This window comes from Paraburkholderia kururiensis, assembly GCF_034424375.1.
Lineage (GTDB): Bacteria > Pseudomonadota > Gammaproteobacteria > Burkholderiales > Burkholderiaceae > Paraburkholderia > Paraburkholderia kururiensis_A.
Map to the genome: position 1 here is coordinate 1403658 of NZ_CP139965.1, position 25561 is coordinate 1429218.

The window sequence follows — 25561 nt, forward strand, 5'->3', positions numbered from 1 at the left end:
CGCGCCGATCACGCGAATCAGGAGAAGGAGACATCAAATGGGCAAGGCACTCGATGGTGTGCGCATTCTCGACTTCACGCACGTGCAGTCGGGCCCGACCTGTACGCAGTTGCTTGCGTGGTTCGGTGCGGACGTGATCAAGGTGGAACGCGCGGGTGCGGGCGACATTACGCGTGAGCAGCTACGCGACGTTCCCGACGCGGATAGCCTCTACTTCACGATGCTCAACGGCAACAAGCGTTCGATCACGCTCGACACGAAGAACCCCGAAGGCAAGCGTGTGCTGGAAACGCTGATCCAGCATTGCGACGTGCTGGTGGAGAACTTCGCGCCGGGTGCGCTGGACCGCATGGGTTTCACGTGGGAGCGCATCCAGGAACTCAATCCGCGCATGATCGTGGCATCGGTGAAGGGTTTCGGCCCGGGGCCGTACGAGGACTGCAAGGTCTATGAGAACGTCGCGCAATGCGCGGGCGGCGCGGCCTCCACGACGGGTTTCGCCGACGGCCCGCCCGTCGTGACGGGCGCGCAGATCGGCGATAGCGGTACGGGCCTGCACCTCGCGCTCGGCATCGTGACGGCGCTTTATCAGCGCGTGCAGACGGGCCGCGGTCAGAAGGTGCTGGCCGCCATGCAGGACGGCGTGCTGAACCTGTGCCGCGTGAAGCTGCGCGACCAGCAGCGGCTCGACCGTACGGGCGTGCTCAAGGAATATCCGCAGTTTCCGAACGGCACCTTTGGCGAAGCGGTGCCGCGTGCCGGCAACGCCTCGGGCGGCGGGCAGCCGGGCTGGATCCTCAAGTGCAAGGGCTGGGGGACCGATCCGAACGCCTACATCTACTTCATCACGCAGGCGCCGGTGTGGGACCGCATCTGTAAACTGATCGGCCGCGAAGAATGGATTAGTGATCCTGACTATGCAACGCCGAACGCGCGCCTGCCGAAGCTCAAGGAAATCTTCGCGGAGATCGAGCACTGGACCATGCAGCGCACCAAGTTCGAAGCCATGGCGCTGCTCAACAAGTACGACATTCCGTGCGGACCGATTCTCTCGATGAAGGAAATCGCCGAGGACCAGTCTCTGCGCGCCACGGGCACGATCGTCGAGGTGGACCATCCGGTGCGCGGCAAATACCTCACGGTCGGCAATCCGATCAAGCTTTCCGACAGCCCCACGGACGTGAAGCGTTCGCCGCTGCTCGGCGAGCACACCGAGGAAGTCATGGCCGAACTCGGTTACTCGTCGGAGCAGATCAACGCACTGCGGGCCGCAGGCGCCATCTGAAGGCTGTTTTCAAGCGCGACGCTACCAGCCTGGCACAGCTGGCATAGCGGCCTCTCGCGCTCGCCGCCGCTCTTCGTTGCAGGCACGGCAGAAGTCATGCAACGCGACACCCGTGCGCCGCATCGCGGCGCGCAGGGCGGCTCTTCTTCAACCTGTTTCGGAGACGGCAGGACATGGCATACGAAGACGCACTCACGCTCAAGGAACGCGGCACGGCCGCCGTTCAGGACGCAACCCGTCACGCGGGGAAGACGCACAAGGACATCGTGCGGCACATTCTCGATCACGTGAAAGCGGAAGGACGCAACGCGCTCACGGCGCCGGAAGGCAAGCTCATCTGCGACGTCTACGGCATCGCGGTGCCGAAGGAAGGCGTGGCGGCCACCGCTGCGGATGCGGCGCAGCTCGCGAGTGAAATCGGTTTTCCAGTGGTACTGAAGATCGTGTCGCCCGACATCCTGCACAAGACGGAAGCCGGTGGCGTGCTGGTGGGACTCGCGAACGCGGATCAGGTGACGCAGGGCTTCGCGACCATCATGGAAAACGCGAAGCGCTACAACGCCAGCGCGAATCTGGTGGGCGTTCAGGTGCAGCAGATGGTGGGCGGCGGCCAGGAAGTGATCGTGGGCGCCGTGACCGATCCGTCGTTCGGCAAGCTCGTGGCGTTCGGCTTGGGCGGTGTGCTGGTCGAAGTGCTCAAGGACATTACGTTCCGCCTCGCACCTACCACACGCGACGACGCACGCTCGATGCTCGACGGCATCGCGGCTGCCGAAATGCTGAAAGGCGTGCGCGGCGGCGAGCCGGTGAATCGCGAGGCACTCGCCACGCTGATCGAAAACGTGTCGCGGCTCGTCACAGACTTTCCCGAAATCGCGGAGATGGATCTGAACCCCGTGTTCGCCAGCAAGACGGGCGCGATTGCGGCAGACGTGCGCATCGTGCTCGACTTCTCGCCGCCCGTGGAGCGCTATCGTCCGAGCCAGGAAGCCATCGTGCGGCAGATGAACCGCATCATGCGGCCGGATCGCGTCGCGGTGATCGGTGCGTCGTCGGAGGACGGCAAGATCGGCAACTCGGTGATGAAGAACCTGATCAACGGCGGTTACCAGGGCGAGATCTATCCGATCCATCCGAAGGCCGACGAGATCATGGGCCGCAAGGCGTATCGCAGCGTGCTCGACGTGCCGGGCAACATCGACGTGGCCGTGTTCGCGATTCCCGCGAAGTTCGTTGCGGCGGCGCTCAAGGAAGTGGGGCAGAAGGGTATTCCGGGCGCGGTGCTGATCCCGTCGGGCTTCGCGGAAACGGGCAACGTCGAAGGCCAGCAGGAAATTGTGGCGATTGCGCGTGAGTACGGCATCCGCCTGATGGGACCCAACATCTACGGCTTCTACTACACGCCGAAGAATCTCTGTGCGACGTTCTGCACACCGTACGATGTGAAGGGCAAGGCAGCGCTGTCGTCGCAGTCGGGTGGCATCGGCATGGCGATCATCGGCTTTTCGCGTGCGGCGAAGATGGGCGTGTCCGCAATCGTGGGACTCGGCAACAAGTCCGACATCGACGAAGACGATCTGCTCACGTTCTTCGAGCAGGACGACAACACGGAAATCATCGCGCAGCACTGCGAAGACCTGAAAGACGGCCGCGCGTTCGCAGAAGCGGCACGGCGCGTGTCGAAGAAGAAACCGGTCGTGGTGCTGAAGGCGGGGCGCACGAGCCTTGGCGCACGGGCGGCCAGTTCGCACACCGGCGCGCTCGCCGGCAATGACCGTATCTATGAAGACGTGTTCAGGCAATGCGGCGTGATTCGCGCGCGCTCGCTGCGCGATCTGCTCGAATTCGCGCGCGGCATTCCGAAGCTGCCCACGCCGAAGGGCGAAAACGTCGTGATCATCACGGGCGCGGGTGGCTCGGGCGTGCTGCTCTCGGATGCCTGCGTGGACAACAGCCTCTCGCTGATGACCATGCCGCCCGATCTGGACGCCGCGTTCCGCAAGTTCATTCCGCCCTTCGGCGCAGCAGGCAACCCCGTGGACATCACGGGCGGCGAGCCGCCCACCACGTATCAGAACACCATCCGGCTGGGCCTCGAAGACCCGCGTATCCACGCGATCATCCTCGGCTACTGGCACACCATCATCACGCCGCCCATGGTGTTCGCGAAACTGGTGGTCGAAGTGAAGGAAGAGATGAAGGCGAAGGGCATTGAAAAGCCCATCGTGGCATCGCTTGCCGGCGACGTGGAAGTGGAGGAAGCCGCTGCGTATCTCTACGAGCACGGCGTGCCGGCCTACGCGTACTCCACTGAAATTCCGGTGGCCGTGCTCGGCGCGAAGTACCGGTGGGCACGCGCCGCGGGCCTCATCTGATGCCGACGTGAGCGAAGGCGAGTGCGACGGGCCGCACGCTGTGTGGCCGGTCGCACATAGAGGGGCATCGGCAACGTTCAGCATGGTTCGGGCGGCCGGCATGACGGCACGTGTGCAGGCCGGCTCGCCACGGAGGCAAGCATGGAAACATGGATGCGCTTCATGTCCAGCGACGGTGGTATCGCGTTCGGACGCGTCGAGAACGGCTATCTGCACGAATACGAGGGCATCGATCAGCCGGTGCCCACGGGCGCCGTGCTCTCCCTGCGCGCGTTGACGCCGCTTGCGCCGTGCGCGCCGGGCAAGGTGGTGGCGCTATGGAACAACTTTCATGCGCTTGCCGCGAAGCTCGGCAAGGCCGTGCCCGCGCATCCGCTGTTTCTCATCAAGCCGGCGGGCTCGGTGATCGGGCCAGGCGATGCGATCCGGCGGCCATCCAGCTACGCGGGAAAGATCGCGTACGAGGGCGAGCTGGGCATCGTGATCGGCAAGCGCTGCCGCGACGCGAGCCTCGAGGAGGCTGAGGCCGCCATCTTCGGCTACACCATCGTCAACGACGTCACCGCTGCCGAACTGCTCAACGAGAACCCGGATTTTCCGCAGTGGTGTCGCGCCAAGGGATTCGATACGTTCTGCGCGATCGGCCCGGCTATTGTCTCGGGCTTCGACTGGCGCGCAGCGCGCGTAGTGACCACGTTAGACGGCACCGAGCGGCAGAACTATCCGTTGGCGGACATGGTGCTCACGCCCGCACAGCAGGTCAGCATGATTTCTCACGACATGATGCTGGAGCCCGGCGACGTGATCGCATGCGGCACGTCGCTCGGCGTCGGTTCGATACGCGATGGCGCGACGGTGACGATCGCGATTGAAGGAATCGGGCAACTCGCCAATACGCTGACTGCGGCGCACGCCCAGCAGCCGACCGTAGTGGCGATGGCGGGGCAGGAATGAACGCGACTACGCGCACGCGTTACGCGCGCTTCAGGCATCGGTCACGTGTGAGGCCATGCCGAAGCCTGAAGCGAGGCCACGCGCAGGAGGGCCAGGAAATCTGGGCCCGTGAATCAGTTTCCCGCCTGCGGCGAGATCTCGCGGAAGTATTCGCTCTTCTTGCTGAGAATCAGCTGGGCAAGAAAGTCGGCGTCATACGCGCGATGCAGATGCGCATGAAACCGTTCGATGTAAGCGGTGATGCGTGCGAGCTCGCTGCCGAACTCGTTGAGCGCGGCGAACGTGTCGCGGTCCCAGCGAAAGCGCAGCCCCAGGTCGCTGAACGCCGCGTTGTAGGCGTCGAGGTGGGCGTCCTCCGCGCTTTCGGTCGCGCTGCGGGACGTGTTGCGCGTGATGGAATGGGACAGAACCGAAGCGTGATTCATGGTCGGACTCCTGTGCAGTCGAGTGAGAGAACTCGACTCCAGCATAGAGGCCGCAATAGATTTGCAATAGTTAAAGTTTTATTGGCAGTCCATAACTTAACCTTTATGGACCGTCGATTCGGTCACGCGCGTAATCCGTTCGATCAGCTGCGCGCCTTCCTCCATGAGAAAGCGCTTGAACGCCAGCGCGACAGGCGGCAGCCGCTTGTTGCGGCGATGCACGACGTACCAGTTCAGCATGACGGGAAAGGTCTCCACGTCGAGCACGACGAGATTGCCCACCTGCAATTCGAGCGCAATGGTGTGCGCGGAAAGGAAGGCGATACCCATGCCCGCAATCACGGCCTGCTTGATGGTTTCCGTGCTCTTGATCTCCATGGCGATCTTGAGGTTCGAGAGCTTGCCGGTGAAACCTTCTTCCATGGAATTCCACGTGTCCGAGCCGCGTTCTCTCACGATGAACGCCTCGTTCGCGAGCGTGCTGAGCTTGATGTTGCGCTTGTGCGCAAGCGGATGGTTGGGCGCGGCCACGATCACGTACGGATGCGGCGCGAAGGGCTCGTTGATGGAGTCCATCTCGTGCGGCGGCCGCACCATGACGGCGAGGTCCGTGCGGTTCGTGGCCAGCTGTTGCAGCAGTTCCTCGCGGTTATGCACCGCAAGGTTCAGCACGACGCCCGAGTAGCGGCGCATGAATTCGGCGAGCAGGCGCGGAAAGAAGTAGTCGCCGGCGCTGATCACGGCCACGTTGAGCGTACCGCCCGAGACGCCCTTCAATTGCCCCATCGCTTCGTCCACTTCGTGGAACTGCTGCATGATGGCGCGGCTGTAATGAAGCATTTCGGTGCCGGCGGGCGTGAGGTAGATCTTCTTGCCGAGCTGCTCGAAAAGCGGCAGGCCCGCATGTTCCTCCAGCTGCCTTACCTGCGTGGAGACCGCGGGCTGCGTAAGGTGCAATTCCTCTGCGGCGCGCGAGAAGCTGAGATGACGCGCCACCGTCTCGAATACCTTGAGCTGGCGCAGCGTGGCGTTTCTCATCGTCATGGCCGTATCCATAAACGAATGTGAATCCTGATAATAACAAACTTTAATTATGAGTAATTCAGCAATGACCCTAGCATGACTTTGAAAGCATGAGTCGCCGGCCGTGAAATGCGGGTTAACGCGCGGTCAGACGCGGAAAAAGGCGGCAAAAAGGGGCGAAAAGCAAGGAGGGCAAGGCTTCCGGGCATGCAGGGAGCCGCGCAGGCGGGGGCGAAAAGCGGTAAAGGTTTATTCCGCATTTCGCTTAATTCCCGCAATGAAAAATCCGGTGGCGCAATGGCCGGGACATAACCATAAGGCGGAATGGATGCAGGCCGGCGTATGAGTCTGCTGCCCTGAATACATAGCGGAGACAAGTCTCATGGAAGACATCAATCAACCCGCGGTACGCCCGTTTTGGCAAAACCGCTGGTGTCAGCTTGTCATCGGCATGATGTGCATGGCGCTGGTGGCGAACCTCCAATACGCGTGGACCCTCTTCGTCGCGCCGATGAACGCAAGGCACCACTGGGGCCAGGCATCGATTCAACTTGCGTTCTCGATCTTCATCCTGACCGAGACGTGGCTCGTGCCGGTGGAGGGCTGGCTCGTGGACCGTTTCGGTCCGCGTCCGGTCGTGGCAGGCGGTGCAGTATGCGCAGGGCTCGCGTGGGTGCTCAATTCGTATGCCACGACGTTGCCGATGCTCTACGTGGCCGCCGTGATTGCAGGCGTAGGCGCGGGCGGCGTGTACGGCACCTGCGTGGGCAATGCGCTGAAGTGGTTCCCCGACCGCCGCGGGCTTGCCGCAGGCCTCACGGCGGCGGGCTTCGGTGCGGGCGCAGCCGTGACCGTGATCCCGATTGCCAACATGATCACGCGCTCGGGCTACGAGCACACCTTCCTGTTCTTCGGTCTGCTGCAGGGCATCGCGATCTTCGTGCTCGCGTTGTTGCTCAGGAAGCCTCAGCTTCGTGCGGTCTCCTCGCAGAAGAAGCGCTTCGCGGTGTCGCGCATGGACTTCACGCCCGGGCAGATGATCAAGACGCCCGTGTTCTGGGTGATCTACGTGTGCTTCGTCGCGGTGGCAGCGGGCGGGCTGATGGCCACCGCGCAGATCGGTCCCATTGCGAAGGACTGGGGCCTTGCCCGCATACCGATGACGGTGTTCGGGGCCACGTTGCCGCTGCTCACGCTGACGCTTTCCATCGACAACATCTGCAACGGCTTCACGCGTCCGCTATGCGGGTTCATCTCCGACAAGATCGGCCGTGAGAACACCATGTTCCTGATCTTCATCGGCGAAGGGCTCTCACTGCTCGGCATGATGCAGTTCGGCACGAACCCCTACGCGTTCATGGTGTTCGCCGCGCTCATCTTCCTGTTCTGGGGCGAGATCTTCTCGATCTTCCCGGCCATTTGCGCAGACACGTTCGGCAGCAAGTACGCGGCAGCGAATGCGGGCACGCTGTACACGGCCAAGGGCACGGCGTCGCTGCTCGTGCCGATCGCTTCGGTGCTGTCGGCCACGGGCGGGTGGAGCGCGGTGTTCGTGGTCTCGGCGGTCATTACGATTGCAGCGGGCGTGTCGGCGAAATTCATTCTGCAGCCCATGCGGGCGCGCTGGATCGAGTCAGGCGAAGCTTTGTCCGGGGCTATGCGCAACGGCAATGGCAACGGCGGCGCGTCGCGGCTCTCTCACTGGCCCGAACAGACGGGCGAGTAACGAGGCGAGCGGCAAGTCGCGTAACCGGGCGAGATGCCGGACCGCGTAGAAGGCCTCATCGAAGGAACGGTCGCCAATGAACGTTTCGCTACATCAGTTGAAGGTATTCGTGGCGGTGGCGCGCGAGCGCAGTTTCACGCGCGCGGCGCGCGAATTCGGCCTTACGCAGTCGGCCGTGAGCCGCTGTATTCGCGAGCTGGAAGATGCCATCGACCTGCGCCTCTTCGATCGCACCACGCGCCAGGTTGCGCTGACCTCGGCGGGCGCGGGGCTCGAACAGCGTATCGGCCGGCTGCTCGATGAGATCGAGCTGGCGCTCAACGAGGGGCGCGCCTCGTGCGTCGGCCATGCCGGCGTGGTGGCGCTGGCCAGCAATCCTGTGTTGTCGTCCGGCTGTCTGCCGGCCGGGCTCGCACGGTGCGCTGCCGCGTTTCCTGCGCTCGCCGTGCGCATCCGCGACTTGCCGCAGGCCGCGATCATTCCGGCCGTGGAGCAGGGCGAAGTGGATTTCGCGCTGATGGCCGATGCACCGATGGCCGCGAAAGGTGCAACCGCGACGACCGGCACCATCGAAACGCAGCCGCTCTTCACGACACCGCTCTGCGCCGTGCTGCCTGCGGACCATGCGCTCGCGCAACACGACACACTCGCGTGGTGCGACCTCGACTCGACGCCGCTCGTCACGCTCAACGACGATGCGTGCGGCCACGGTGTCATCGCACGGACATTGGCGACGCACGCGCCCCATGCGGCACCGGTTCAGGAGCTCGGCCATATCGCGGCCGTGCTGCGGGTGGTGGAACTCGGACTCGGCGTAGGGATTTTGCCGATGGGCATGCATTGGCCCGCGCCCTCCGCTGCATTGACGGTGCGTGTGCTGCAACCCGAAGTGACGCTCACCACCCTGCTGGTACGGCGCAAGAACCGCTCGCTGCGCCCGAATGCTCAGGCGGTATGGCAGCAGCTTGTCGAGTATGCGTGCGAGGGGCTGAACGAATCGACAGAGTGCGCGGCAAGCGAAGAAAGGAGCCCGCACGCCACGTCGCCCGATGCTCACGATGACGCCACCGCTCTCGCTCGCCCTTCGGTTCGCACGCTCGCTCCGTCGCATGGAGCAGCACGGCCGCGGTCCTTCACGGCGCGTATCGCCTGAGGCATCGGTCCTGCATCCGGAAGACACGAGGGCCGGCGTGCGGTGCCAGGCATGCGATGCCCGCGTCGGCCACGACGCGAGACAAGCGGATCGCCCTTCTTCGATCGATGCAAGGAGTCTCACCATGGAATCAGCCACCCACGCAGGCCTCGTTCGCCATGATTTGCTGATAGACGGCAAGCGCATTGCCCCGAGCGGCGGCGACTATTCCGTCGACCTCAACCCCGCCACCGAAGCGCCCATCGCGCTCGTCGCGCAGGGCACGGCGGCGGATGTCGACGTCGCCGTGCAGGCCGCGCGCGCCGCGCTGAAAGTGTGGAACGGTATGCGTGCCGCCGAACGCGGCCGCATTCTGGGCCGCATGGCCGAGTTGTTGCGCGAGCATCAGGACGAGATCGCGGCACTCGAAAGTCTGGATGCGGGCAAGCCCATTGCCGCCGTGATGCGTCAGGACGTGCCCGCCGCCATCGACACGCTCGCCTACTACGCGGGCTGGTGCGACAAGATCAACGGGCAGGTGGTGCCCGTGCGTCCCGACGCGCTCACCTACACCGTGCGCGAACCGGTAGGCGTGGTGGGCGCGATCGTGCCGTGGAACTTCCCGCTCATGATCGGCATGTGGAAGATCGCGCCGGCGCTGGCGTGCGGCTGCACGCTCGTGGTCAAGCCGGCCGAGATCACGCCGCTTTCGGCGCTGCGTATCGGCGAACTCGCGCTTGAAGCCGGCGTGCCGCCCGGCGTGCTCAACATCGTGACGGGCAAGGGCAAGGTGGTGGGCGACGCGCTCGTCGCGCATCCCGGCGTGGACAAGGTCACGTTCACGGGCTCGCCGTCGGTGGGTCGCGGCATTCTGCAAGGCGCCGCGGGCAACTTCAAACGCGTGACGCTCGAGCTGGGCGGCAAGTCCGCAAACGTGATCTTCGCCGACGCGAACCTCGACCAGGCCGTGCGCGCAGCGGCATCGGGCATCTTCTTCAACACAGGGCAGGTGTGTTCCGCGGGCTCGCGCATCCTCGCGCATCGCGATGTCTACGACGACGTGGTGGAGCGGCTCGCCGCACGCGCGAAAGCCATTCGCGTGGGCGATCCGTCAGGACGCGACACGTCCATGGGACCGCTCGTTTCGGCCGCGCAGATGAAGACGGTGCTCGACTACGTCGCCATCGGTCGCGACGAGGGCGCGGCACTCGTCACGGGCGGCAGGCGCATCGGCGAACGCGGCTTCTATGTGGAGCCCACCGTGTTTGCGAACGTCGAGCACGAGATGCGCATTTCGCAGGAAGAGATCTTCGGCCCGGTCGCGAGCGTGATCCGTTTCGAAGACGAAGAGGACGCGGTGCGCATCGCAAACGGCACGCTCTACAGCCTTGCGGCGGGCGTGTGGAGCGCGGACATCGGACGCGTGCATCGCATGGCGCGCGAACTGCGTGCGGGTACGGTGTGGATCAATACCTACGGCTATACCGATGTGCGTCTGCCCTGGGGCGGCTCGGGCGATTCGGGCTTCGGGCGCGAGCACGCCGACGTGGCGATCGAAAACTTCACGGAGCCGAAGGCGGTGTGGCTCTCGCTCGCGCAGTAGCGCAGGCGCGGACGCGGACGTAAAAAAAGCGGGCCGTTCGCACACGGCCCGCTTCTTGTTTCTGCGTGATTCAGGCGCCCTGCAACGCCATCCGTTCGCGCTGCTTCACGAGCGCGAGCACGATGTCGATGGTAGGGGTCGGTTCCCCCACCAGTCGCCCCATCTCCTGCACGACGGTCAGAAGCGGATCGATCTCCAGCGGCCGGCCGTGTTCCAGATCGACGAGCGTCGAGGTCTTGTGCGCGCCCACGGCGCCCGCGCCATCGATGCGCCGCTCCACGTCCACGCGAAAGTGCACGCCGAACTGCTCGGCAATGCCCTTCGCTTCCAGCATCATCGTGCGGGACAGTGCGCGCGTGGCCGGGTCGCTCGTAATGATGTCGAGCGTGGCATGCGTGAGCACGCTGATGGGATTGAAGCAGAGATTGCCCCAGAGCTTCAGCCAGATTTCATCGCGGATGTTGTCGCGTATCGGCGCATCGAACCCGGCTGCCTGCATGATCTCGTGCAGCTGCTGAATGCGCGGCGTGCGCTCTCCGCTCGGCTCGCCGATGGGAAACTTCTTGCCGTACACATGTTTGACGACGCCGGGCTCCACGATTTCCGCCGCGGGATACAGCACGCAGCCGATGGCGCGTTCGGGCGTGAGGCGCGTCCACTGCGCGCCGTCCGGGTCGACGCTTTCCAGCCGCGTGCCCGCAAACTTGCCGCCGTGCTGATAGAAGTACCAATAAGGAATGCCGTTGGTGCCCGTGACGATGGCGGTGTGGCTGCCGAGGAGCGGCTGCATCGAATCGATCACGCCGGCCACCGAATGGGCCTTGAGCGTGATGATCACGTAGTCCTGCACGCCGAGTTCGCGCGCGTCCGACGTGCAACGCACTTTGGCAACGTGTTCTTCGCCGTCTATCAGAAGCCGCGCGCCGTTCGCCTGCATGGCGGCGAGGTGCGGGCCGCGCGCCACGAAGCTCACGTCCGCGCCCGCGCGTGCCAACTCCACGCCCATGAGAGCACCGATAGCCCCCGCCCCGAAGATACAGATCTTCATGATGACATCCCCACTGACGATGAAAAGGCCGGCTGCCCTTTGCACGCGTGGGCGCTGCGCTGCGTCCTGTTCAGGCGAACAGGAACCGGGCGCGCCGGCGAGGGCGATGATCACAGCATAGGAGGCAATGTCGATTCACGACAGTTAAAGTTTTTCGGCGCAACCATTAGGGATGCCTTATGAAACTGCTCAGGCGCGACGCGCGAACAGGAAGCTCACGCCGATGGCGCCGAGGAACGCACCGCAGCAACGGTTGAACCAGCGGCGCACCGACGCGCGCGCAAGCCAGCGTGCGAGGTAGACGCCGGCCGCGGAGTAGAGCGCGATCGCAATGCATTCGAGCACGAGAAAGCTCGCGCCGAGCACGGTGAACTGCGGCAGCATGGGCTTCGCAATATCGACGAATTGCGGCAGAAACGCCGTGAAAACGAGGATCGCTTTGGGATTGCCCGCCGCCACGAAACATTCGCGCCGCGCCATGCGCGCGAGCGAGCCGCCGTCGTCGGCCATGGAAGCGAGCGGGCCCGCATCGCTGCGCCAGAGTTGAATGGCGAGCCAGATGAGATACGCAGCGCCCGCCAGCTTGATCGCGAGGAAGACGAGTTCGGACGCCTGCAGCACGACCGCGAGGCCCGTTGCGGTGAGCACGATCATCGTGGCGAAGGCGACGAGCCTGCCCGCGCCCGCGACGACGGCTTTCAGGAAACCGTGGCGCGCGGCGGCGTTGATGGAGAGCAGATTGTTCGGGCCCGGCGCCATGTTGAGGGCGAAGCATGCGGGCAGGAAGAAGAGCCAGGCGGAGAGGGACATGGCGCATCACCGGTGTGGGGAATGCGCGGATTGTAGCGCGCGGTGCGCGGGCACGTCCCCTTGCGTGGGGTGCGGCTGCACTGTTTAATACGGGCGGCGCTTTTATGCGGGCGGCGGTGCATCGGTTCTGCGCGGCTTGTCGCTTCTCGCTCCAGCATGACCGTCACATGACGACGCGTGATCTGCTGCATGACATCGAACACCACGGAGAGCCGCATGAAAGGCAGCACCATCGAGCACCGGCACGCGAAGGGCCGCGCGGCGCGCGAACACATGAAGCGTTCCGCGCATCGGCAGATCGGCGATTTGAGTCGCGACCCGCTCGGGCCGCTGCGCGAGCAGAGCGCCCGTCATGCGCCACGACTCGCGGCGCTGCATCACGCGCGCATGGCGTCGTCGCCGCTCGCATTTTTTCTCGGCAGCGCGGCGCTGCATGCGCATGACCTGAGCCGCGTGCCCTACACCGGCATGCTCGTGCCTATTAGCGGCAATGCGCATCTGCTCAACTTCGGCGGCTTCGTTACCGCGGAGCGGGAACTCGCGTTCGAACTGGATGCATTCGACGAAGCGGCGATGGGTCCGTGGGAATGGGACGTGAAGCGGCTCGTCGTGAGTCTTGTGCTCGCGGCACGTCAAAGGAAGCTCTCGAGTCGCGCCGCGGAAGACCTCGTGATGTCCGCCGTGGCGCAGTATCGCGACCGCATGCGTCAGTACGCGCAATACGGCGCCATCGATCTGTGGCACGAGAACATCACGTTCGACCGCATGATCGAAAGCGCGCTGACGCCGGAGGCGCGTCGCGTCATTCGGCGCAGTCTGGAAAAGGGCGCGGTGGGCACGCTCGGCAGTGCGCTCCACACGCTCGTCGACCGCACGCCGCACGGCTTCGCGTGGCGCAACTTTCCACCCACGTTGTTTCGCGCGGAACACGCCGCGCCGCTGTTCGCAGCGGACGAGGGCGCGTTCGAAGAGGGCGGCGACTGGCGCAGCGTAATCGAGCCCATGTGGCAGCAATATCGCGAGACGCTGGCATACGACCGCCGCGCTTTGCTCGACCAATTCACGCTACAGGACCTCACTTTTCAGCTTGAAATCGAGAACGGCGCGAGTCGCGATTTCGTGCTGCTGTGCACGGACCATCACGACAAGCCGCTCTTTCTCCAGGCGAGAGAGGCGCATCCCTCTGCCATTGCACGATACGTAGGTGACGGCTCGCCACGTACGCTGACCGCGCGCCATCATGGCGAGCGCGTAGCGATGGCGCAGCGTTTGCTGCAGGCTACACGAGACGTCTTCGCCGGCTGGACCAGCAGCACCGCACAGCGTCCTTTCCATGTTCGCGAATTGCGCGAAAAAAAGCTTGCCGCGAACGTCGATCTGTTCGACAGCATGCTGCTGGAAAGCTACGCGCGGCTCTGTGGCTGGGCGCTCGCACGCACTCATGCGAAGGCGAGCGGCGAGGCCATCGAGATCGCGGCCTACATGGGACGCAGCGATCAATTCCCGCAGTCGCTCGCAGCGTATGCACGCACCTATGCAGACCAGGCGGAGCGCGACTACGATGTGTTCCTCGCGGCCTGCCGAAGCGGCAAGCTCGAAACGCGAAGCGACAACGACATTGCCGCAGACACTTTCCGCGCGCCGCCCTCGTAACGTCATGTGCGGCGCGCGTTAACCGTATGCAACCAGGAGACAGGGCAAGGTGAGCATGGGAACAGAGGTTCATCGTCATGAAGGCCGCGCAGCCGATCCGCGCACGGGCAAGGTCGCGCTCGTGACGGGCGCGGGCAGCGGCATCGGGCGCGCCGTCGCGAAGCGGCTGCTCGAACACGGTTATCGCGTCGTGCTCGCGGGGCGTCGCGCCGCGCTGCTCGATTCGCTCGTTACCGAAGCGCGGCAACTCGGCCAGGAAGCGTTGGCCGTGCCTTGCGACGTTGCGGATGCCGCGAGCGTCACGCATCTCTTCGATACCGTTCGCGCCCGCTACAGGCGGCTCGACGTGCTGTTCAACAACGCGGGACGCAACGGGCCGCCTGTGGAGATCGACGAACTCGATGTCGATGTCTGGCGCGCCGTGGTGGATACCAATCTCACCGGCGTGTTCCTCTGCACGCGTGCGGCCTTTGCGTTGATGAAGGCGCAGTCGCCGCGCGGCGGCCGCATCATCAACAACGGCTCTATTTCGGCGCATGCGCCGCGCCCCAACAGCATCGCGTACACGGCGACCAAGCACGCGATCACGGGACTCACGAAGTCGGTATCGCTCGACGGACGCAAGTACGACATTGCCTGCGGGCAGATCGACATCGGCAACGCGGCAACGGACATGGCCGAGCGCATGGCGCGCGGCGTGCCGCAGGCCAATGGCGAAATTGCCGTGGAACCGCTGATGGACGTGGCGCACGTGGCCGACGCAGTGCTGCACATGGCGGAGTTGCCGCTCGCTGCGAACGTGCAGTTCATGACCCTCATGGCGACGAAGATGCCGTTCGTGGGCCGCGGTTGAACGTGAGCGCTTCGTTGCGCAAGCGCATTCATCGCCTCGTCGTGCGCAAGGCCGGCGCGGCGTGAGGACAATGCAGCAGGGCAGAGCGTGCGCGTGATCGCGAGCATCGCGCGCGCTCTGCGCATTCGACGGCGCTCCCGTATACTGGCGCGATCGCGTTCACGCCGTTTCGTTTGTCCGCCGTGCACGACTGCCTGCACCCCGACGATCCTCGTCCACAACCACCTATGCGCCCCGCCGAAGACGATTGTTGTCGCAGCGGCTGCTCGCCCTGTGTCTTCGATCTCTACGACGAAGCGTGCGAGCGCTACCGCGCCGCGCTCGCAGCATGGGAGGCACGGCACGCGCCGCACGCAGGGCAGACGGCGCAGGCAATGCAGAACACCCGGCGCGTAAAGCCTCGCCCATGACCGACCTCCTGTCCCCCGCCATCGACCCCACCGCGCTTGCGGCGCTGCATGTTTTCGTGCACCGGCATCCGCGGCTTTTCGTGCTGACCGGCGCGGGCATCAGCACCGACTCCGGCATTCCAGGCTATCGCGACGAAAACGGCGAATGGAAACGTTCGCCGCCCATCACGTTGCAGGCGTTCGTCGGCTCGCACGAGGCGCGGCAGCGCTACTGGGCGCGCAGCATGGTGGGCTGGCCCGTGGTCGCGCACGCGCAGCCGAACGAGGCGCATCGCGCGCTCGCGCGCATCGAAGCGGCGCAGCACGTGGCCGCGCTCGTGACGCAAAACGTCGATGGACTGCATCAGCGCGCGGGCAGCGCGAACGTGATCGAGCTGCACGGCAGCATCGGCGGCGTGACGTGCATGGCGTGCGGCACCGCGTATTCGCGCGCGTCGCTTCAGCAGACCCTGGAGCGCGACAACCCGGCGTTTGCCGGTGCGAATGCGGAACCGGCCGCGGACGGCGACGCGCACATCGAATGGGCCGATCTCGCCGCGTTTCGCGTGCCCGTATGCGAGGTCTGCGGCGGCATGCTGAAACCCGCTGTCGTGTTCTTTGGCGAGAACGTGCCGCGCACGCGCGTCGAAGCGGCAAGCGCCGCGCTCGATGCGGCGGGCGCCGTGCTCGTCGTGGGTTCGTCGCTCATGGTGTATTCGGGCTTTCGCTTTTGCGTGTGGGCCGAGCGTGCCGGCAAGCCGATCGCGGCCATTAATCTCGGCAAAACGCGTGCGGACCCGATGCTCGCGCTGAAGGTGGAAGCGCCATGCGGCGAGACGCTGGCCGCGCTCGCGGAGCAACTCGCCGCCGCCGCTGGATAGAGCGCTCGAAGCGGGCTCATCGCGCGCGGTTTGCAACGGGTTCGCAGCGCGCCCGTTCCACCACGCCTCAGGTTCGCCACTCCACTCCATTGCCATCACGACAGGAACGTGCCGATGCTCACCACAATCGAAGAACTGGAAGCGCTCTACGGCCAGCCGCAGGAGCGGTCCGTGCGCAAGGAAATCCGCTACGTCAACGAAACCTACCGGCAGTTCATCGAGCGCTCGCCTTTCGTCGTGCTTGCGACGGCGGGCCCCGAAGGGCTCGACTGCTCGCCGCGCGGCGACGCGCCGGGGTTCGTGCGCATCGTCGACGAACGCACGCTGGCCATGCCGGACCGCATCGGCAATAACCGCGTGGACAGTCTGCGCAACATCCTCGCGCAGCCGCACGTGGGGCTGCTCTTCATCGTGCCGGGCGTAGGCGAGACGCTGCGTGTGAACGGCCGCGCGCGTATCAGCGTGGACGAGGCGCTGCTCGAGAGCTTCGCCGTGGAAGGCAAGCGGCCGCGTACGGTGGTGATGATCGACGTCGACGCGGTCTACTTTCATTGCTCGAAGGCGCTGGTGCGCTCGAAACTCTGGGACCCGGCGCGGTACGTCGAGCGTTCGCTGCTGCCGAGCGCGGGTGAAATGCTGCGCAGTATCAGCGAAGACTTCGATGCCGTGGCCTACGACCGCGAACTGCCCGAGCGCCTGAAGAAGGGGCTCTACTGAGCGGGTCCGCGAATTGCCGCCGATGAGCACGCGAGGGCAGCGAACGGCCATTTCCCTTATCCTTTGACCCTCGACGCCGCGCAGTGGCGCACCGCGCACGCGGCATCCCCGTTTTCTGAAGTGGAGAATCGACATGGGCAAACAGGCAATCGGCGTAGTAGGGCTGGCCGTGATGGGGCGCAATCTGGCGCTCAACATCGAGAGCCGGGGCTACGCGGTCTCGGTCTATAACCGCAGCCGCGAGAAAACCGACGAACTGATCGCGGAATTCCCGGACCGCAAGCTGGTGCCGACCTACACGCTCGAGGAATTCGTGACCTCGCTCGAAACGCCGCGCCGCATCCTCATGATGGTGAAGGCGGGCGAACCGACCGACGCCACCATCGCGGCGCTCAAGCCGCTGCTCGACAAGGGCGACATTCTGATCGACGGCGGCAACACGCCGTTTCAGGACACCATCCGCCGCAATCAGGAGCTCGCGAAGGCGGGCTTTCATTTCATCGGCACGGGTGTGTCGGGCGGCGAGGAAGGCGCGCTCAAGGGGCCGTCCATCATGCCGGGCGGCCAGCGCGAAGCTTACGACCTGGTGGCCCCGATCCTCACCGAGATTGCCGCGAAGGCGCCCGACGGCGAGCCGTGCGTTGCCTACATGGGCCCGGACGGCGCGGGCCACTACGTGAAGATGGTGCACAACGGCATCGAGTACGGCGACATGCAGCTCATCGCGGAAAGCTACGCGGTGCTGAGTCAGGTGGCAGGTCTGTCGAACGCGGAACTGGCCGACGTCTACACCGAATGGAACCAGGGCGAACTCGACAGTTACCTCATCGAGATTACGTCGAAGATTTTCCGCAAGAAGGACGACGAAACGGGCAAGGATCTGGTCGACGTGATTCTCGATCGCGCCGCGCAAAAGGGCACGGGCAAGTGGACGAGCCAGAACGCGCTCGACCTCGGCGTGCCGCTGCCGCTCATTACCGAATCGGTGTTTGCGCGCGTGCTGTCGTCGCTGAAGACGCAGCGTGTGGCCGCGAGCAAGGTGATCGAAGGGCCGGCGACGAAGGCGTTTTCGGGCGACCGTGCCGCATTCGTCGAATCGGTGCGCCGCGCGCTGTATCTGAGCAAGGTCATCTCGTACGCGCAGGGCTTCGCGCAACTGCGTGCGGCCTCGGACGAGTACAAGTGGGACCTCGACTACGGCACCATCGCGAAGATTTTCCGCGCGGGCTGCATCATCCGCGCGCGCTTCCTGCAGAAGATCACGGACGCCTACGCTCACGAGAAGACGCTCGCGAACCTGCTGCTCGATCCGTACTTCCGCGACATCGCGGCACGCTACCAGGGCGCGCTGCGCGAGGTCGTCGTGGCGGCGGTGACGGCGGGCGTGCCGGTGCCCACGTTCGCGTCCGCGGTGGCGTACTTCGACGGCTACCGTTCCGAACGTCTGCCCGCGAATCTCGTGCAGGCGCAACGCGACTTCTTCGGCGCGCACACCTTCGAGCGCGTCGACAAGCCGGGCAGCTTCCACGCGCATTGGGCCTGACACGACACGCAGGCGGCCGCGACTATTGCTGTAATGGATTGTTTCAATCGGTGATTTTCGCGGTCTTTATTGCGATCTGAACAATAGAGTTTGGTCAAAGTGAGGGTTTCCCCTAGGGGATGTTCTGCCTAGACTTGTTCTCAAGCGCTGCACGACAGGGTGTCGGGCAGCCAAAACAGACAAGTTCCGGAGGTCATCATGAATGCCAAGTCTCTTCTTTCCGCAGTCGCCGTTGCCACGCTGCTCGCCGCCCCGGTGGCGTCGTTTGCCCAGTCGAACCAACCCGTGACGCGTGCACAAGTGCGCGCCGAACTGATCCAGCTCGAAAAGGCCGGCTATAACCCGGCGGCTGATCGCGTCGACTACCCGGCCGACATCCAGGCTGCGCAACAACGCGTCGCGGCGCAAGCGCAGGTGGCGCAAACCGATACGAGCGGTTACGGTGCGCAAATTGTGGGATCGTCGGCGGCAGGTCGCGCGGTGACGCAGGCCGCGCCGAGCCAGGACGTGTACTTCGGCCACTAAAGCGAGCGCGCTGTCCGGTTGCGCCGTGTAGCAGCGGCGCGAGCCGGAAGTGAGCGACGCGGGCGACGCGCCCGCTGCAAAGAGAAAACGCGGACCGGTTACCCGGTCCGCGTTTTTGTTTGTGGGGCGGCGGCTGCGTTATGCCGCTGCGGCAATCTTCAATGCAGCATGTGCCGGCGCGTGAGGTCGTCGAACAGCCCTTCGCTCGGTTCAAGGGCGAAGAGCCAGGTTTCGTCGTAGCCGCTGAGCGTATCGAGCGCGTCGCGCAAGCGCTCGATCGCGAGCGCCGGCACTTCGACCTTCGCTTCCACGCCGCCCGACAGGCGCGCGACGCTCGCGAGCTGGACGAGTTCGTCGGCGGCTTCGGCCACGTCCGCGGCAAAAACGAGGTGTGTATTGAGCAATTCGACGAGACCGGGCGACGCTGCAATATCCTCGAGGTTCAACTGCACGGACAGAAAGGTGGCTTTGTTCATGCTCGCGGTCCTTACCGATGTGGCTTGCGACGGGGCAAACGGTGGGTGGAGGGAATCTGGGCAGCAGGACCCAGTATAGGCCAGCAGCCTCCCGATGCAATGCGCCTCCGGCCGCGGTTGCCGACCCCGCGCCGGGCACGCGGGTTGCGCATGCGCCCTATAATCGGGCTCTCCATTCATTCGCTTTGCCGGTTCCGTCTGCGCTTCGCGCCGGTCCGCGCTGCTTTCCGCGTGGTTCCGTTCACGTACCGAAGTCAGCCGGGCCGTTCGGGGCCCACATCATGAAAATCATCCGCAGCAAGACGTTCACGGCGCCGCGCGCATGGGGCGCGCTCGACATCGCGAACATGAACGGCATTACCACGCGGCTGCACTGGACCGATCAGCCGTACCGCTGGCACGTGAACGACGGCGAAGAGGTGTTCGCGGTGCTGGATGGCCGCGTCGAGATGCGCTATCGCGACAACGGCGCGGAACAGACTACGGTGCTGGAGGCGGGCGACATCTTCTTCGCGTCGGTGGGCACCGAACACGTCGCGCATCCCGTCGGCGAGGCCCGAATTCTTGTAATCGAGTCGGAAGGCAGCGTGTAGCGCAGCGGCCGGCAAGGTGGAGCGCCACGGCGCCGGTCGACGAATTCGCGCGAACGAACCGCGGCTTGCGGCAATCGAATGTGGGTTGGCATCAGCGAGCGGAGGACAACAACGATGATTCGACAGCAGCGCAACGTGGGCATGAATCTGGCAAAGACGCTGACGAGGACGGCGGCGAGTATCGGCGTAAGCGCAGGCGCAACCGCCGTGCTCGTTTCGGGCTGTACGACCGGCTGGATGCCCTGGGAACAGCAGCAGCCCGCTTACCCCAGCGCGAGTGTGCAGCGCACACAGCAACCGGTGCCGGCGGGCTACTACCGCGTCAATCCGGGCGATACGGTGGCGGGCATCGCCGCGGCGTTCGGCCAGCGCAAGCAGGATATCGCCGACTGGAACCACATCGCCGCCGACGTGCCGCCGCTGCCCGGTCAGGTGCTGCGCGTCGCGCCGCTGCCCTCGGCGCAGGCCATGTCGCCGGGTGCCGGCACGGCCAACGGTGCCAACGCGGCGCCTGCGGTGCGGCTCGCATGGCCGGTGCAAGGCCCGGTGCTCAAGCCCTTCGTGGCCGGCAAAACGAACGGCATCGTGATCGGCGGCACCGAAGGCGAGACAGTCAAGGCGGCCGCGGCGGGGCGCGTGGTCTATGCCGGCACGGGGCTCGAAGCGTATGGGCCGCTCGTCATCGTCAAGCACAACGACTCCTTGATTACCGCCTACGGACACAACAGCAAGCTGCTCGTGAAGGAAGACGACGCCGTCGCGCAAGGCCAGGCCATCGCGGAGATGGGCGCCGACGCGAAAGGCGCGGGCACGCTCGAATTCGAAGTTCGCCGCGACGGCAAGCCTGTCGATCCGCTCGGCTACCTGCCGCGGCAAGGCGGCTGATCCACACCGCCCGGCATGGCCGGGTAGGCTGCCAACCGCGCGTCGCGCGTGGCGTGGCAACGGTGTGCGTTTGGAAATACACTTCCCCGTCTGTCGTGCGATGGGCACCGCGCGTGCCCATCGCACCGTTTTGCATCCGTTACACCCCATTGCACCCGTCACAAGGACATGACGCATGATCGATTTGCGCAGCGATACCGTAACGCGACCCAGCGAGGGCATGAAGGCCGCGATGATGCGCGCCGAGGTGGGCGACGACGTGTGGGGCGACGACCCCACCGTGCAACGTCTGCAGGCCACCGTGGCCGAGCGCGCGGGCAAGGAGGCGGGGCTCTTCTTTCCGAGCGGCACGCAGAGCAATCTCGCCGCGTTGATGGCGCACTGCGCGCGCGGCGACGAATACATCGTGGGTCAGGCCGCGCACACCTACAAGTACGAAGGCGGCGGTGCCGCGGTGCTGGGCAGTATCCAGCCACAGCCGCTCGAGAATGCGGCGGACGGTTCGCTGCCGCTCGAGAAGATCGCCGCCGCGATCAAACCGGTCGACGATCACTTCGCGCGCACACGCCTGCTCGCGCTCGAAAACACGATCGGCGGCAAGGTGCTGCCGCCCGCTTACGTGACCGATGCCGTGCAGCTTGCGCGTCAGCACGGGCTCGCCACGCATCTGGACGGCGCGCGCGTCTATAACGCGGCCGTTGCGTCGGGGCAGCCGGTGGGCGCGCTCACGGCACCGTTCGATACCGTTTCGATCTGCTTTTCGAAGGGGCTTGGTGCGCCCGTGGGATCGGTGCTGGTCGGCAGCCGGGAACTGATCGAGCGCGCGCATCGCTGGCGCAAGGTGCTGGGCGGCGGCATGCGTCAGGCCGGCGTGCTCGCGGCCGCATGCCTCTACGCGCTGGAGCATAACGTCGACCGGCTCGCCGAGGACCACGCGAATGCCGCACATCTCGCGGCGGGACTCGCGGGCATCGATCAGGTCACGGTGCAATCGCAGGCCACGAACATGGTGTTCGCGCAGTTTCCGAAGGAAGACTGCGCGCCGCTCGAAGCATGGCTCAAGGAACGCGGCATCCTCACGCAGATGTTGTACGCCTCGCGATTCGTGACGCACCTCGATGTGTCGCGCGCGGACATCGACACGTTTATCGCTGCGGTGAAGGGGTATTTCGCACGCTGACGGTGCGAGCGAGCGGGGCGCGCGGCGTGGTTTCGCGACACGCGCCCTGTCGGTATTTTGCTGCCAGCAAGACTGACGTGCGGGCGACACGCCAGCGCGCACTTCAGTCGTACTTGTAGACGCCCTGCTTCGTCTTGCGTCCCAGGTGGCCCGCGGCGACCAGTTCGCGCAGCAGCGGGCACGCGCGATATTTCGTATCGCCGAAGTCCTTCAGGAACACGTCCATCACGGAAAGGCACACGTCGAGGCCGATCAGGTCCGCGAGTGCGAGCGGCCCGATGGGATGATTGGCGCCCAGCCGCATGCCCGCATCGATCTCCTCCGCGCTCGCCACACCTTCTGCCAGCACGAAAAACGCCTCGTTGATCATCGGCACGAGGATGCGGTTCACCACGAAGCCCGGCGAGTTCTTCACACCGATCGGCGACTTGCCGAGGCGCTCCGTGAGTTCGCGCACGGAATCGGCCGTTGCCGCGCTCGTCTGCAAACCACGAATGATTTCGACGAGCGGCAGGAGCGGCACCGGATTGAAGAAGTGCATGCCGATGAAGCGCGTGGGGTCGGCGAGCGTGGCGCCGAGCGCGGTGATCGAAATGGACGACGTGTTCGACGCGATGATTGCGTGAGGCTGCACCACCGCTTCGATCTGCTTCAGGATGCGGTTTTTCAGCTCCACGTTTTCGGTGGCGGCTTCCACGACGAGATCCGCGGCGGCGAGGCGCTGGTAGTCCGTGGACGTTTCGATGCGTGCCAGCGCCGCGTCGCGCGTGGCGGCGTCCAGCTTGTCTTTCGCGACGAGCCGTTCGAGGCTCGACGTCAGCGTCGCGATGCCCTTGGCGAGCGCGGCGTCGGTGACGTCGATCATGATTACCTTGAGGCCCGCGACGGCGGCTGTCTGCGTGATGCCGTTGCCCATGGTGCCTGCGCCCACCACACCCACTGTTTCGATCGTCATGTCCGTTTCCTTTGCGTTTCGTTGAAGTCTCTGCTGAGCCGGCGCGAGAAAAGAGCGCGCGCCGCGCCGGGAATGTCTGAGGAGAAGAGGGCGGCGATGCGCTCGCCGCTGCCACTGCGCATCGTATCAAGCGGAAGGCGCGGGCAGCCATGGGGCTCGCGCAAACGAAGCGGAGATGGCGGGCGCGCGCACGTTCCCCGATTGGGCCGCCGCGTCGTGCCAGGCAGACGACCGACGTCTAGCGACCCGTGGGCCCGACCGGCGTGCCGAGGCGATGCGACGGCGCGAAGAGCCGCAAGCCGCTCGCAATCGCTGCGGCACCCGCGAATACGGCACCGGCCGCGAGCGAAAGCGTCGGCCCGTGACGGCCCGCAACGCTGAAACTGAGTGCGACGAGCGCCGCCCCGGTGGTCTGCCCGAGCAACCGCGAGGTCGCGATGATGCCGCTCGCGCCGCCGCTGCGTCCGGGCGGCGCGCTCGACATGATGGCCTTCAGGTTGGGCGACTGAAAAAAGCCGAAGCCCGCGCCGCAGATCGCCATGCGCAGGCCGATCTCGTGCACCGTCGGATGCGCGGGCAGCAGCGCGAGCGAAGCCATGCCGGCACTCAGCACCGCCAGCCCGATGGCGCCCAGCAGCCCCGGCGGGTAGCGGTCCGATAGACGCCCCGCGAACGGCGCGGCGAGCGCGACCACCACGGGCCACGGCGTCATGAGAAAGCCTGTTTCGACCTGGCTGCGATGAAGCACGTCTTCGAAATAGAACGGCAGCGAAACGAACGCGAGCCCCTGCGCCGCGAACGAGCAGACCGCCGTGAGCGCCGAGAGCGCGAACACGGGCCGCCGGAACAGATCGACGGGCAGCATCGGCGCGGGATGGCCCGCTTCGCGGCGCATCAACAGCCATCCGAAGACGACCGCGATGGCGCCCGCAATCAGCACGCGCGGCGCGGGCGCGCGCTGCGCGGCTTCGCCGAGCGCGAAGATCAGCGCGGCGAAGGTGATCACGTTGAGCAACGCGGCGAGCGGATCGAATGCATGGCTGCCGCGCGGCGTGGCCGGCAGCGCGGGAAGCGCGAACACGAGCGCCACGACGCCGAGCGGCACGTTGACGGCGAAGAGCCACGGCCACGCACCGAACGAGAGGATCAGCGACGCCACCGTGGGCCCCACTGCAAACGACACGCCTACGACGAGCGCGTTCATCCCCACACCGCGCCCGAGCCGATGCGCGGGGTAAAGCGAGCGGATCAGCGCGATGTTGACGCTCATGATGGCGCTCGCGCCGAGGCCCTGGAGAATGCGCGCGGCGGCGAGCGCGGGCAGCGTGGAAACGAGCGAGCAGGCCAGCGAAGCGACGGTGAAGGTGGCGAGCCCCGAGATGTAGACGCGCCGGTGTCCGACGATGTCGCCCAGGGCCGCGAGCGGCAGCAGCGTCGCGACCATGGCGAGCTGGTAGGCGTTGATGATCCACACGGATGCCGCAGGCGCGGCATGCAGGTCGGCCGCGATGGCCGGCAACGCGGTGTTGGCGATGGCCGTGTCGAGGGTGGCGAGCGCGACCGCCAGCATGATGGCGGCCATCGCGCGGCGGTTCTTGCCGGACATCGATTCGTCGACGTCTTCGGCGGGGGCCGGGGTAGCGGAAGTGTCGGACAAGGTGGGCTCGTCGGTGGCTGGGCAGGCGGCCCTCGGCCGCCCGTCACGCGATTGTTACAGAGCCGCCGCGATCGTGCAGTGAACGCTTCAAACGCGGGGTGGCGGAGCGGGGAGGGCGCCCGCGGCAAGGGGCAAGGCTTACGAAGCAACAACACAACTAACGGTCTGTCCCGGCCGGCGTCTTCGAACTAGCACGGCAGTAGCCGTTTAAAGAAAACGCCCGCTCCAGTCTTCAGTGAGACGCGGTGAAACGCTTTGCAGGCGCCGCGGGTTGACGCCTCGTGCCGTTGCTTCAGCGCAGGCGCGGCGTAGCGCTCGCGCCCGTCCGGCGCCCGCGGCGTGGCTTCAGGAAAGCGACGCCAGCAGGATCGACAGCTTGCGCACGTGGGCCTTGAAGGCTTCGTCGGCCTCGCGGTCGCGGGTGGAACCGGGATGCGCGGAATGCGGCGTTTCGGCGAGTTCGGCCTGAGCCTGGTACTCGTCCGCGATGCGGCGCCGCGTGTCGGGCGGCAGCGCGCGGATCAGCGACACCAGCAACAGTTCCTGTGCGTGAAGCATCCCGAGGGTCAAGGCTTCGTTCATGGTGGCCTCCATTTTTTCAGGCTTCGTCCATCGTGCGGGCATGCGCCGCGGCGCGCCAGGGCGCTGCGCATTCTGTTGCACTGTACTGCACGCGCCTGCGGTACAGGATGCATCGTGCATGCGCCAGTGCAGTTCGTGCCAGTGACTGCATCGTGCGGTGACATTGCTCTGCACCGGCATTGCATTGCATGGCAATGCGTTTCATGTCGGCTGTGGCCGCATGCACTCCGTGTTGCGTCCGCTCTACGTTGCACTGTGGAGTGCATCGCGCTGGCTGCACCGCGCTGCGCA

Annotated in this window: 24 protein-coding genes; 16 read left to right on the plus strand and 8 right to left on the minus strand. The window is 65.4% G+C overall.

Annotation, left to right across the window (positions count from 1 at the left end; genetic code table 11):
• Positions 1-37: 37 nt before the first annotated feature.
• The 3 genes from frc (at position 38) to U0042_RS06370 (ending at position 4614) form a co-directional block, all read left to right on the plus strand.
• Entirely contained in the window at positions 38-1285 is a 1248-nt protein-coding gene (gene frc, locus U0042_RS06360; protein ID WP_114811762.1) for a formyl-CoA transferase, read from the plus strand.
• Between the two features lie 173 nt (positions 1286-1458).
• Positions 1459-3660 carry an acetate--CoA ligase family protein gene (locus U0042_RS06365; protein ID WP_114811764.1) on the plus strand — a complete coding sequence of 734 codons (2202 nt, stop codon included), beginning with the start codon at positions 1459-1461 and terminating at the stop codon, positions 3658-3660.
• A gap of 141 nt (positions 3661-3801) precedes the next feature.
• Positions 3802-4614, plus strand: coding sequence for a fumarylacetoacetate hydrolase family protein (locus tag U0042_RS06370; protein WP_114811766.1), 813 nt, complete (start codon positions 3802-3804; stop codon positions 4612-4614).
• Positions 4615-4727: 113 nt separating this feature from the next.
• On the opposite strand, the gene U0042_RS06375 is transcribed toward U0042_RS06370, so the two are convergent.
• On the minus strand, positions 4728-5039 hold the full coding sequence (locus U0042_RS06375) for a hypothetical protein (RefSeq protein ID WP_114811768.1): 312 nt from the start codon (positions 5037-5039) through the stop codon (positions 4728-4730).
• Between the two features lie 96 nt (positions 5040-5135).
• Entirely contained in the window at positions 5136-6083 is a 948-nt protein-coding gene (locus U0042_RS06380; protein ID WP_114812001.1) for a LysR family transcriptional regulator, read from the minus strand.
• Between the two features lie 361 nt (positions 6084-6444).
• On the opposite strand from U0042_RS06380, the gene oxlT reads away from it, so the two are divergent.
• From oxlT to U0042_RS06395, 3 genes are all read left to right on the plus strand, one after another.
• Positions 6445-7788, plus strand: coding sequence for an oxalate/formate MFS antiporter (gene oxlT, locus U0042_RS06385; protein ID WP_114811770.1), 1344 nt, complete (start codon positions 6445-6447; stop codon positions 7786-7788).
• 76 nt (positions 7789-7864) lie between these two features.
• The gene (locus tag U0042_RS06390) at positions 7865-8941 is read left to right on the plus strand and encodes a LysR family transcriptional regulator (protein ID WP_114811772.1); all 1077 of its coding nucleotides are present in this window, start codon (positions 7865-7867) and stop codon (positions 8939-8941) included.
• Positions 8942-9065: 124 nt separating this feature from the next.
• Positions 9066-10523, plus strand: coding sequence for an aldehyde dehydrogenase family protein (locus U0042_RS06395; RefSeq protein ID WP_114811774.1), 1458 nt, complete (start codon positions 9066-9068; stop codon positions 10521-10523).
• 70 nt (positions 10524-10593) lie between these two features.
• On the opposite strand, the gene U0042_RS06400 is transcribed toward U0042_RS06395, so the two are convergent.
• Positions 10594-11571: a 2-dehydropantoate 2-reductase gene (locus U0042_RS06400; RefSeq protein ID WP_114811776.1), complete on the minus strand. Its 978-nt coding sequence runs from the start codon at positions 11569-11571 to the stop codon at positions 10594-10596.
• Positions 11572-11760: 189 nt separating this feature from the next.
• Positions 11761-12381, minus strand: a complete 621-nt coding sequence (locus U0042_RS06405) for a LysE family translocator (protein ID WP_114811778.1) — start codon at positions 12379-12381, stop codon at positions 11761-11763.
• Positions 12382-12597: 216 nt separating this feature from the next.
• Here U0042_RS06405 and U0042_RS06410 point away from each other — a divergent pair, with 216 nt between their 5' ends.
• The 7 genes from U0042_RS06410 to U0042_RS06440 all read left to right on the plus strand — a co-directional run bounded on the left by U0042_RS06410 (position 12598) and on the right by U0042_RS06440 (position 18942).
• Positions 12598-14034: a DUF2252 domain-containing protein gene (locus U0042_RS06410; protein WP_114811780.1), complete on the plus strand. Its 1437-nt coding sequence runs from the start codon at positions 12598-12600 to the stop codon at positions 14032-14034.
• Between the two features lie 55 nt (positions 14035-14089).
• Positions 14090-14887: an SDR family oxidoreductase gene (locus tag U0042_RS06415; protein ID WP_114811782.1), complete on the plus strand. Its 798-nt coding sequence runs from the start codon at positions 14090-14092 to the stop codon at positions 14885-14887.
• A gap of 227 nt (positions 14888-15114) precedes the next feature.
• Complete coding sequence (locus U0042_RS06420; RefSeq protein WP_114811784.1) at positions 15115-15297, plus strand: oxidoreductase-like domain-containing protein; 183 nt, start codon at positions 15115-15117, stop codon at positions 15295-15297.
• A complete protein-coding gene (locus U0042_RS06425) occupies positions 15294-16157 on the plus strand; it encodes an NAD-dependent protein deacetylase (RefSeq protein ID WP_114811785.1) in 864 nt (287 codons plus the stop codon). Before U0042_RS06420 ends, U0042_RS06425 begins: the two co-directional genes overlap by 4 nt.
• Before the next feature lie 114 nt (positions 16158-16271).
• A complete protein-coding gene (locus tag U0042_RS06430) occupies positions 16272-16874 on the plus strand; it encodes a pyridoxamine 5'-phosphate oxidase family protein (RefSeq protein WP_114811787.1) in 603 nt (200 codons plus the stop codon).
• 133 nt (positions 16875-17007) lie between these two features.
• On the plus strand, positions 17008-18417 hold the full coding sequence (gndA, locus tag U0042_RS06435) for an NADP-dependent phosphogluconate dehydrogenase (protein ID WP_114811789.1): 1410 nt from the start codon (positions 17008-17010) through the stop codon (positions 18415-18417).
• A 198-nt stretch (positions 18418-18615) separates the two neighbouring features.
• On the plus strand, positions 18616-18942 hold the full coding sequence (locus tag U0042_RS06440; RefSeq protein WP_114811791.1) for a DUF4148 domain-containing protein: 327 nt from the start codon (positions 18616-18618) through the stop codon (positions 18940-18942).
• A gap of 158 nt (positions 18943-19100) precedes the next feature.
• Here U0042_RS06440 and U0042_RS06445 read toward each other — a convergent pair whose 3' ends face one another.
• Positions 19101-19418 carry a hypothetical protein gene (locus U0042_RS06445; protein WP_114811793.1) on the minus strand — a complete coding sequence of 106 codons (318 nt, stop codon included), beginning with the start codon at positions 19416-19418 and terminating at the stop codon, positions 19101-19103.
• A 281-nt stretch (positions 19419-19699) separates the two neighbouring features.
• Between U0042_RS06445 and U0042_RS06450 the strand changes: the two genes are divergently transcribed.
• The 3 genes from U0042_RS06450 to ltaE all read left to right on the plus strand — a co-directional run bounded on the left by U0042_RS06450 (position 19700) and on the right by ltaE (position 22076).
• Entirely contained in the window at positions 19700-20011 is a 312-nt protein-coding gene (locus tag U0042_RS06450) for a cupin domain-containing protein (protein ID WP_114811795.1), read from the plus strand.
• Positions 20012-20125: 114 nt separating this feature from the next.
• Complete coding sequence (locus U0042_RS06455) at positions 20126-20896, plus strand: peptidoglycan DD-metalloendopeptidase family protein (RefSeq protein WP_198665343.1); 771 nt, start codon at positions 20126-20128, stop codon at positions 20894-20896.
• A gap of 175 nt (positions 20897-21071) precedes the next feature.
• On the plus strand, positions 21072-22076 hold the full coding sequence (gene ltaE / locus U0042_RS06460; RefSeq protein WP_114811797.1) for a low-specificity L-threonine aldolase: 1005 nt from the start codon (positions 21072-21074) through the stop codon (positions 22074-22076).
• 103 nt (positions 22077-22179) lie between these two features.
• Here the strand turns inward: ltaE and U0042_RS06465 are convergent, their stop codons facing one another.
• The 3 genes from U0042_RS06465 to U0042_RS06475 form a co-directional block, all read right to left on the minus strand.
• Positions 22180-23031, minus strand: a complete 852-nt coding sequence (locus tag U0042_RS06465; RefSeq protein ID WP_114811799.1) for a 3-hydroxybutyryl-CoA dehydrogenase — start codon at positions 23029-23031, stop codon at positions 22180-22182.
• 238 nt (positions 23032-23269) lie between these two features.
• Positions 23270-24637 (minus strand): MFS transporter, encoded by a 1368-nt coding sequence (locus U0042_RS06470; protein WP_114811801.1) that lies wholly within the window; start codon positions 24635-24637, stop codon positions 23270-23272.
• Positions 24638-25033: 396 nt separating this feature from the next.
• Entirely contained in the window at positions 25034-25270 is a 237-nt protein-coding gene (locus U0042_RS06475) for a hypothetical protein (RefSeq protein ID WP_198665344.1), read from the minus strand.
• Positions 25271-25561 lie beyond the last annotated feature (291 nt).